Source organism: Micrococcus sp. CS26 (genome assembly GCF_055522295.1).
Window position 1 is genome coordinate 58,436 of record NZ_JBVFVY010000014.1, and the last position, 7,844, is coordinate 66,279.

Here is a 7,844-nt window from a genome sequence, read left to right on the forward strand (position 1 = left end):
GAGAGGAGTCCGCCCGTGAAGGTCCTGGCCGCCATGTCCGGGGGAGTCGACTCCGCCGTCGCCGCGGCGCGTGCCGTGGACGCCGGGCACGACGTCGTCGGCGTCCACCTGGCCCTGTCCCGCATGCCCGGCACCCTGCGCACCGGCTCGCGCGGCTGCTGCACCATCGAGGACGCCTCGGATGCGTGGCGCGCGTGCGAGCGGCTCGGCATCCCCTTCTACACGTGGGACTTCTCCGAGCGGTTCGCGGAGGACGTCGTGGACGACTTCGTGGCCGAGTACGAGGCCGGCCGCACGCCCAACCCGTGCATGCGCTGCAACGAGCGCATCAAGTTCGCGGCGCTGCTCGAGCGCGCCCTCGAGCTGGGCTTCGACGCCGTCTGCACCGGCCACTACGCCGCCGTGCGGCCCGGTCCGGACGGCTCGCTGGAGCTGCACCGCGCCGCGGACGACGCGAAGGACCAGTCCTACGTGCTCGGCGTGCTGACCGCGGATCAGCTCGCCCACTGCCTCTTCCCGCTCGCGGACACGCCGTCCAAGGAGCTCGTGCGCGCCGAGGCGGCCGAGCGCGGCCTGTCCGTGGCGGCGAAGCCGGACTCCCACGACATCTGCTTCATCCCCGACGGCGACACCCGCGGCTGGCTGGCCGAGCGCATCGACCTGGCCCCCGGCCCCATCGTGGACCCGAAGGGGCGGGAGCTCGGCACCCACGCGGGCGCCCAGGCGTTCACGGTCGGCCAGCGCAAGGGCCTGGCCATCGGCCGTCCCGCGCCCGACGGCAAGCCCCGGTTCGTGCTCGAGGTGCGGCCGAAGGAGAACACCGTGGTCGTCGGCGGGCGCGAGCTGCTCGACGTCGACCGCATCACCGGCATCCGCCCGTCCTGGGCCGGCGCCCCGGTGCCCGAAGCCCGCACGGGCGCCTGGTTCGACTGTGCGCTGCAGTTCCGGGCCCACGGCGAGATCGTCGAGGCCCGCGCCCGCCAGCGCGCCGACGCGGCGGGGCATCCGGGGTGGGAGATCGAGCCGGGGCGCCCCCTGCGCGGCGTGGCTCCCGGTCAGACGGCCGTCCTGTACCGGGGCACCCGCGTGCTCGGCCAGGCCACCATCGACACCGCCCGCAATGCCCGGCTGTCGGCCCCCGCGGATGCGTAGGCTTCGGCCATGAGCCCGGACTACGACCCCCACGCCAGCTCGCTGCCCGGCACCGCGGACCCGGCGGTCCTCGACGAGCTCTTCGCGATCCGCGGCAGCATCGACAACATCGACGCCTCGCTCGTCTACCTGCTCGCCGAGCGGTTCAAGTTCACGCAGCGGGTCGGCGCGCTGAAGGCCCGGCACGACCTGCCGCCCTCGGACCCCGGGCGTGAGGCCGCCCAGATCGCGCGGCTGCACCGGCTCGCGCTCGAGGCGGACCTCGAGCCCGCGTTCGCCGAGAAGTTCCTGAACTTCATCATCGCCGAGGTCATCCGCCACCACCGCGCGCTGGCGGCCGAGGGCCGGCCGGACGCCGAGGCGGAGCCGGGGGCGGGCTCCGGGGACGCGGATGACTGAGGCCGCCCACGACGACGGCGCCACCGGCCCCGTCGCCCTCGGCGGCACGCCGTGGCGCGGCACCGACGTCGCCGAGGCGCAGCGCGTCACGCTCGGCGAGCTCGGCGCGGACCACTGGCCGGTGCTTCCCGAGCTGCCCGATCGCGGACCCGGCGCCGACGCCACCGGCCGCTCGGCCGCCCTCCTGCAGGAGCTGGCCGTCGACCTGCAGCCGCACGGCTGGCGGGTCAGCCCGCCCGGGGCCGCCGGCTCCGGCCGCGACCGACGCCGCGCCGCTTCCCTCTGGCGCGAGGACGCACACCGCTGGGCGGACACCGCGGGGGCCGAGGGCGCCGTCGTCGAACGTCTGGCCGTGCGGGTGCGCGGCCCGCTCAGCCTGCTCGCCGGCCTCTGGCTGCCCGGGGGAGAGCGCGTCCTCGGCGACCACGGCGCGCGCCGCGACGTCGCCGAGTCCTATCTCGAGGGACTGCAGGACGCCCTGCCCCGCCTCCGGAGGGCCACCGGCGCGGGACGCCTCGGCGTCGTCGTCGACGAGCCGTGGGCGGCGGCCGTCCTCGCCGGGACCCTGCCCACCGCGAGCGGGTACCGCACCGTCCGGTCGCTGCCGCGCGAGGAGGCCCGCGGGCTGTGGCGCGCCGCCCTCGACGGGCTCACCGCCCTGCCCGACGTCGCCCGGGTGTGGCTCGCACCGGGCCGCCGCGCCGCCTCCCCGGGGGCCGAGCTGCCCGGGCCCGCCGCGCTGGCGGCGCTGACGGGAGAGTCCCTGCCCAGGCCCGACGCAGCCGCGGACGCGCCCGCCCCGGCCCCGGTCTCCCTCGTGGTGGGCGTGGGCGCCCTCGACGACGGCGCGGACGGCACGCCCGGCACCCGCGAGGCGTGGGAGGCGGCGGCCGGCTGGGCCGACATCGGGCGCGGGCTGACCCTGGCCCCCGAGCCGGGCGTGCGCCCGGTCGAGGTCGTCCGCACGTGGGAACGGCTGGGGGTGGACCCCGGACGGGTGGGCGACGTCGGCCTCACGGCGGCGGGGCCGCACGACCCCGCCGTGCTCCGCACTCTGCGGCGGGACGCGGAGGAGCTGGCCGCGCGGCTCGCCGAGCTGCGCGGCTGAGCCGGCGCCCCGACGGACCGGGACGACCTCCGGCGTCGTCGGCCGTGGACGGGCCCGCCCGGCGGGTATCATCGGGCTGATCCTGAAAATTTCCTGTGCCCGGGGCCGGTCCCGCCTGCGGCGCCGGGGGGAGCGCTGACGAGGAGGTCAGGATGGGCAAGGCCAAGATCCTGGTGGTGGACGACGACGAGGCGCTGGCCGAGATGATCGGCATCGTCCTGCGCAACGACGGCTTCGAGCCGGCGTTCGCCGCGGACGGCACCTCCGCACTGCCCGCGTTCCACCGCGAGCGTCCCGATCTCGTGCTGCTGGACCTCATGCTCCCCGGCATCGACGGCATCGAGGTCTGCAGGCTCATCCGAGACGAGTCGGACGTGCCGATCGTGATGCTCACGGCCAAGTCGGACACGGCGGACGTCGTGCGCGGCCTCGAGTCGGGTGCGGACGACTACGTGCCCAAGCCGTTCAAGCCGGCCGAGCTCGTGGCCCGCGTCCGGGCCCGCCTGCGTGAGGGGGAGGCCAAGCCGGCGGAGGTCCTGCACATCGGGGACCTCGAGATCGACGTGGCGGGCCACGAGGTCACCCGCGGCGGCGTCGGCATCGCCCTCACCCCGCTGGAGTTCGACCTCCTCGTGGCCCTCGCCCGGCGGCCGCGCCACGTCTTCACCCGCGAGATGCTGCTGGAGGAGGTCTGGGGGTACCGGCACCAGGCCGACACCCGGCTCGTGAACGTCCACGTCCAGCGCCTGCGCTCGAAGGTCGAGCCGGATCCCGAGAACCCGTGCGTCGTGCTGACCGTCCGCGGCGTCGGGTACAAGGCCGGCCAGGGCTGAGGGCATGACGGTGTCCGGCCCGGGTCTGAGCGCGGCCCCGGCGGCCGAGCCCGGCGCCGAGCCGGTCGAGCCCGCCGCCGGCCGCCCACGGTCGTGGGTCCCCGGCCCCGCGTGGCGTGCGCTGCGCCGCCGGTGGCGTCGGTCCCTGCGGCTGCGCACGGCGGTGCTCGCGGCCCTGCTCTCGATCCTCGCGGGCCTCGTGGTCGCCGCGTTCCTGACGCAGCAGATCACCCAGGCCCTCTTCGAGGCCCGCTACGAGCAGGTCCAGGCCGAGGCCCGCCGTGGCCTGAGTCAGGTGCGCGAGACGTTCGCGCAGACCACCGCCACGGACGCGCAGAGCACGGACGTGCTGGTGACCCAGACCCTGCGTGCCCTCGAGGGGGACTCGGGCACGACGATCCGCCGCCGCTACCACCTCGCCCCGCTGCCGGGCTCCGAGTCCGCGTACGTGGGGACGATCTCCTCCGCCGGTCTCGATCCCGCGGTGATCCCCCAGGAGCTGCAGGACGCGGTCGCCTCCGGGCCGGGCGTGTACGACGCGAGCGTGGCGCTGCCGGACCCCGGCGGCGGCACCCGGCCCGGCCTCGTGTTCGGCGCCCAGGTGGTGCTGCCCCCGGGTGCCACCTACGGGCTCTACCTCGTCTACGACCTCGCGGACGTCCAGAGCTCGCTCGACTCGGTGCTCAGGGTGCTGCTGGTGTTCGGCGTCGGCTTCCTGGTGATCAACGTGCTGGTCTCGTGGTGGGTCTCGCGGCGTGTGACCCTGCCCGTGCAGCAGGCGGCCCGGGCGGCCGAGTCCCTCTCGAGCGGCAACCTGGCCGTGCGGATGCCGGTCGACGGTGAGGACGAGATGGCCCGCCTGGGCATGTCCTTCAACCGGATGGCGGACAGCATCCAGGACCAGATCGGCCAGCTCGCGCAGCTGTCCCAGATGCAGCAGCGGTTCGTCTCGGACGTCTCCCATGAGCTGCGCACGCCGCTGACGACCGTGCGGATGGCGGCCGACGTGCTGTACGGCTCACGCGAGGACTTCGACCCGGTCAGCCGACGCTCGACCGAGCTGCTCTACCACCAGGTGGACCGCTTCCAGGCCATGCTCGCGGACCTGCTGGAGATCACCCGGTTCGACGCCGGCGCCGCCACCCCGGCCCTCGAGGCCACGGACATGCTCGAGCTGGCCCGCGACGTCGTGCTCACCTCTCAGCCGCTGGCCGATCAGATCGGCGTGCCCGTGTACATGGTGCCCATGGACCGGGACCGCGCCGACGGCCACGTCGCCCACGTCGACCCGCGGCGGATCGAACGGATCCTGCGCAACCTGGTGAACAACGCGATCGAGCACGCCGAGGGCCGGCCGGTGGACGTGCTCGTGGCGGCCGACGAGGAGGCCGTCACGTTCGCCGTCGTGGACCGTGGCATCGGCATGAGCCCCGAGCAGGTGCAGCGCGTGTTCGACCGGTTCTGGCGCGCCGACCCCTCACGCAAGCGCACCACCGGCGGGTCCGGACTGGGTCTGGCGATCGCCACCGAGGACACCCGGCTGCACGGCGGTCGGCTCGAGGCGTGGGGCGAGCTGGGGGAGGGGTCCACCTTCATGGTGACCCTGCCGCGGGCGCCGCGCCCGGCCGTGCAGGGCGCCGAGGCCCCCGAGCCGATCGGCCGCTCCGTGCTGCCCATTCCGCCCCGCTACAGCACGGCGGACCGCCGGTACGCCGATGACCTGTCCCGGCCCGTCCCGCAGAAGGCGGACGCCGACGCCGTCGGCACGGTCGCGGACGTCGCCACGGCGGCCCCGCCGTCCGCGCGCCAGGCCGAGCAGGCCCTGACCGCACCGACCAGGCCGGTGCGCGTGGTCCCTGCGGAGGATCCCGCCCACGGGTCGGCCCCCGGGGACCCGACCGGCGATGACCCGGCCGAGGAGGCCCGATGACCACCGTGGATCCGCAGCCGCCCCGCCCGCCGCGGCTCGCCGTCGTCGCGGTGATCGTCGCCCTGATGCTCGCCCTCAGCGGCTGCACTCAGATCCCCCAGAGCTCCGAGGTGCGCAGCGCGGACCCGGTCGACGGGGCCACCGCGGCCGCCGACGCGCCGCAGTTCCATCCGCCGGGACCGGCCGAGTCGGACACGGCGGAGGAGGCCATCCGGGGCTTCCTGCTCGCGGGCACGAGCCCGCAGGACGACTACGCGGTGGCGCGCGAGTTCCTCGACGGGCCCGCGGCCACCCAGTGGACGCCCGGGCAGCGCACCCTCGTGTACTCGGCGGAGCCGCGCATCACCCGGGGCGACGGCGCCGGGGACTACCAGATCCAGGTCGAGGTCGACTCGGAGATCGACGAGTACGGCCTGCGGACCATCGCGCCGCCGGGGACCACGCGGGCCTGGGCCGTCACGGTGCAGGAACGGCCGCAGGGCATGCGGATCACGTCCACGGAGAACGGCACGCTGCTCTCCCAGGCGCAGTTCGGACAGCTGTTCGCCCCGCACGAGCTCGCCTTCTACGACACCGCGAAGCGCTATATCGTGCCGGACGTGCGGTGGTTCGTCAATCGGGGCACCACCGTGACCGCGGTGACGCGAGCGCTCCTGCGCGGGCCGGCACCGTATCTGGCCGGGGCGGTGGACACGGCCTTCCCGCTGCGCACCGGCACCGACCTGGCCGCGCCCACGGTGCCCGTCGACGACGACGGGGTGGCCCACGTCGACCTCACCCAGGCGGCTGCCGAGGGGGCCGACGCCGACCGGCGGCACCGCATGCGGGAGCAGCTGGAGCTGACCCTGACGGGCCTCCAGTCGGTCAAGGAGGTCGAGGTGACCGTCGCCGGCGCCCAGCTGTCCACGTCGGGAGACGACGGCCCCGCCCCGGTCCAGACCGACGCCGCCGTCGGCTCGGTCCAGGTGGGCATCGACACGGCGACGGGCGGACTCGTCTACGTGCAGGGGACCAGCGTCACGCCGGTGGGCGGCGCCCCGGACGTCACCGCGCTCGATCCGGTCCGCCCGACGATGTCCGGCGACCGCAGCCGCTTCGCGTTCGTCACCCGTGACCGGACGGCGGTCCACGTCGCCGGCACGGACGGCTCCCTGCGGGAGGTGCTGCGCGGCACCGGGCTCACCGTCCCGTCGCTGGACCTCCTGGGCTGGGTGTGGGCGGCCGACCGGGGGACGACCTCGCGGATCCGCGCCGTCTCGGCCCAGCCCGGCGGGCAGGAGCGCATCGTGACGGCCACGTGGCTGCGGCCCGGCGAGCGGATCGTCGACCTGCGGTTGTCCCGGAGCGGGGCCCGGGCCGCGATGCTCGTCGACGACGGCCAGCGGACCACTCTGCGCGTGTCCGGCGTCGTGCGCGGTTCGGACGGGGTGCCGAACGCCCTGACCGAGCCGATCCTGCTGCCCTCCTCCGGGTCGGAGGACTCGGTGGAGTGGGCCGGCGACACGAACCTGCTCGTCTCGGCGTACGCCGAGAAGCCGGAGGAGCGCGTGGTGCCGCGGATCGTCTCGATCGACGGCACCGTCCGGGAGCTCAACCCGCTGGGCGGTCTGCGGGGGATCTCCGCCGGCGACGACGGCGCCTATTACGCGGAGACGGAGGAGTTCGTGTTCCTGCTGGTGGGCTCCTCGTGGCGGGCGCAGGAGCTCGACCGCGGGGTGCGCGACCTCTCGTTCCCGGACTGAGCCGGGCCCGCGCCGGGCGCCCGTCGTCCATTCCTGCACAGCCGCCCCGTCCCGCACAGCGGCCCGCCCCGGCGCCCGGACGGCGGTGGCGTGCGGTGGACTCATCGCATGCCTTCCCCGCCGTCCTCCCCGTCCCCGGCGTCGGCGTTCGGCGCCCTCGGTCGGGCCCTGGCCGACCTGGTCCTGCCCGCCGAGTGCGCGGTGTGCGCGGCGCCGGGCCACCGGCTCTGCCCGGCCTGCGCGGAGGGACTGACCGCCGCCCTGTCCCTGCCCTTCCGGGCGGAGCAGGACGCCCCGGCCCTGCCCTTGGGCCCCGGCGGCGCTCCCCTGCCGGTGATGGCGGCCGGTCGCTACGCAGACCCGCTGGCGGCCGCCGTGCTCGCGTTCAAGGACCATCACGCGCTGCACCTGCGCGGCGTGCTGGGCGAGGCCCTCTGCCGGACCGTCGCCGCGGCGCGCCTCGAGCCGGACCTGCCCGGGGCGCGGCACGCCCTGCTCGTCCCGGTCCCGGGCGGCGCGGTCGGATTCCGACGGCGCGGCTACGACCCGCTCGCCGAGCTCACCCGGGCGCTGCCGGCGCCGTGGCTGGTCTCCGACGCCGTCCGTGCGCGCCTGCTGCCCCGCGCGAGCACGCTCCGGGGCGGCGGCCCGTCCCACGCGGGCGCCGGGGCGGGCCAGCG

Annotated in this window: 7 protein-coding genes; all 7 read left to right on the forward strand. The window is 75.9% G+C overall.

What is annotated here, in order from left to right; translation table 11 throughout:
* Positions 1-15: 15 nt before the first annotated feature.
* Positions 16-1,152, forward strand: a complete 1,137-nt coding sequence (mnmA, locus tag ACZ1IK_RS07755; RefSeq protein ID WP_237068938.1) for a tRNA 2-thiouridine(34) synthase MnmA — start codon at positions 16-18, stop codon at positions 1,150-1,152.
* A 9-nt stretch (positions 1,153-1,161) separates the two neighbouring features.
* Positions 1,162-1,551 carry a chorismate mutase gene (locus tag ACZ1IK_RS07760; RefSeq protein ID WP_002854878.1) on the forward strand — a complete coding sequence of 130 codons (390 nt, stop codon included), beginning with the start codon at positions 1,162-1,164 and terminating at the stop codon, positions 1,549-1,551.
* Positions 1,544-2,659: a hypothetical protein gene (locus tag ACZ1IK_RS07765; RefSeq protein WP_465098442.1), complete on the forward strand. Its 1,116-nt coding sequence runs from the start codon at positions 1,544-1,546 to the stop codon at positions 2,657-2,659. Before ACZ1IK_RS07760 ends, ACZ1IK_RS07765 begins: the two co-directional genes overlap by 8 nt.
* A gap of 152 nt (positions 2,660-2,811) precedes the next feature.
* Positions 2,812-3,492: an MtrAB system response regulator MtrA gene (mtrA, locus tag ACZ1IK_RS07770; protein ID WP_061867002.1), complete on the forward strand. Its 681-nt coding sequence runs from the start codon at positions 2,812-2,814 to the stop codon at positions 3,490-3,492.
* A 4-nt stretch (positions 3,493-3,496) separates the two neighbouring features.
* Entirely contained in the window at positions 3,497-5,422 is a 1,926-nt protein-coding gene (gene mtrB, locus ACZ1IK_RS07775) for an MtrAB system histidine kinase MtrB (protein WP_465098443.1), read from the forward strand.
* Complete coding sequence (locus ACZ1IK_RS07780) at positions 5,419-7,164, forward strand: LpqB family beta-propeller domain-containing protein (protein WP_465098444.1); 1,746 nt, start codon at positions 5,419-5,421, stop codon at positions 7,162-7,164. The genes mtrB and ACZ1IK_RS07780 overlap by 4 nt, the downstream gene beginning before the upstream one ends.
* A 108-nt stretch (positions 7,165-7,272) precedes the next feature.
* Positions 7,273-7,844 (forward strand): ComF family protein (locus ACZ1IK_RS07785; RefSeq protein WP_465098445.1); only part of this gene is annotated, 572 nt, incomplete at its 3' end.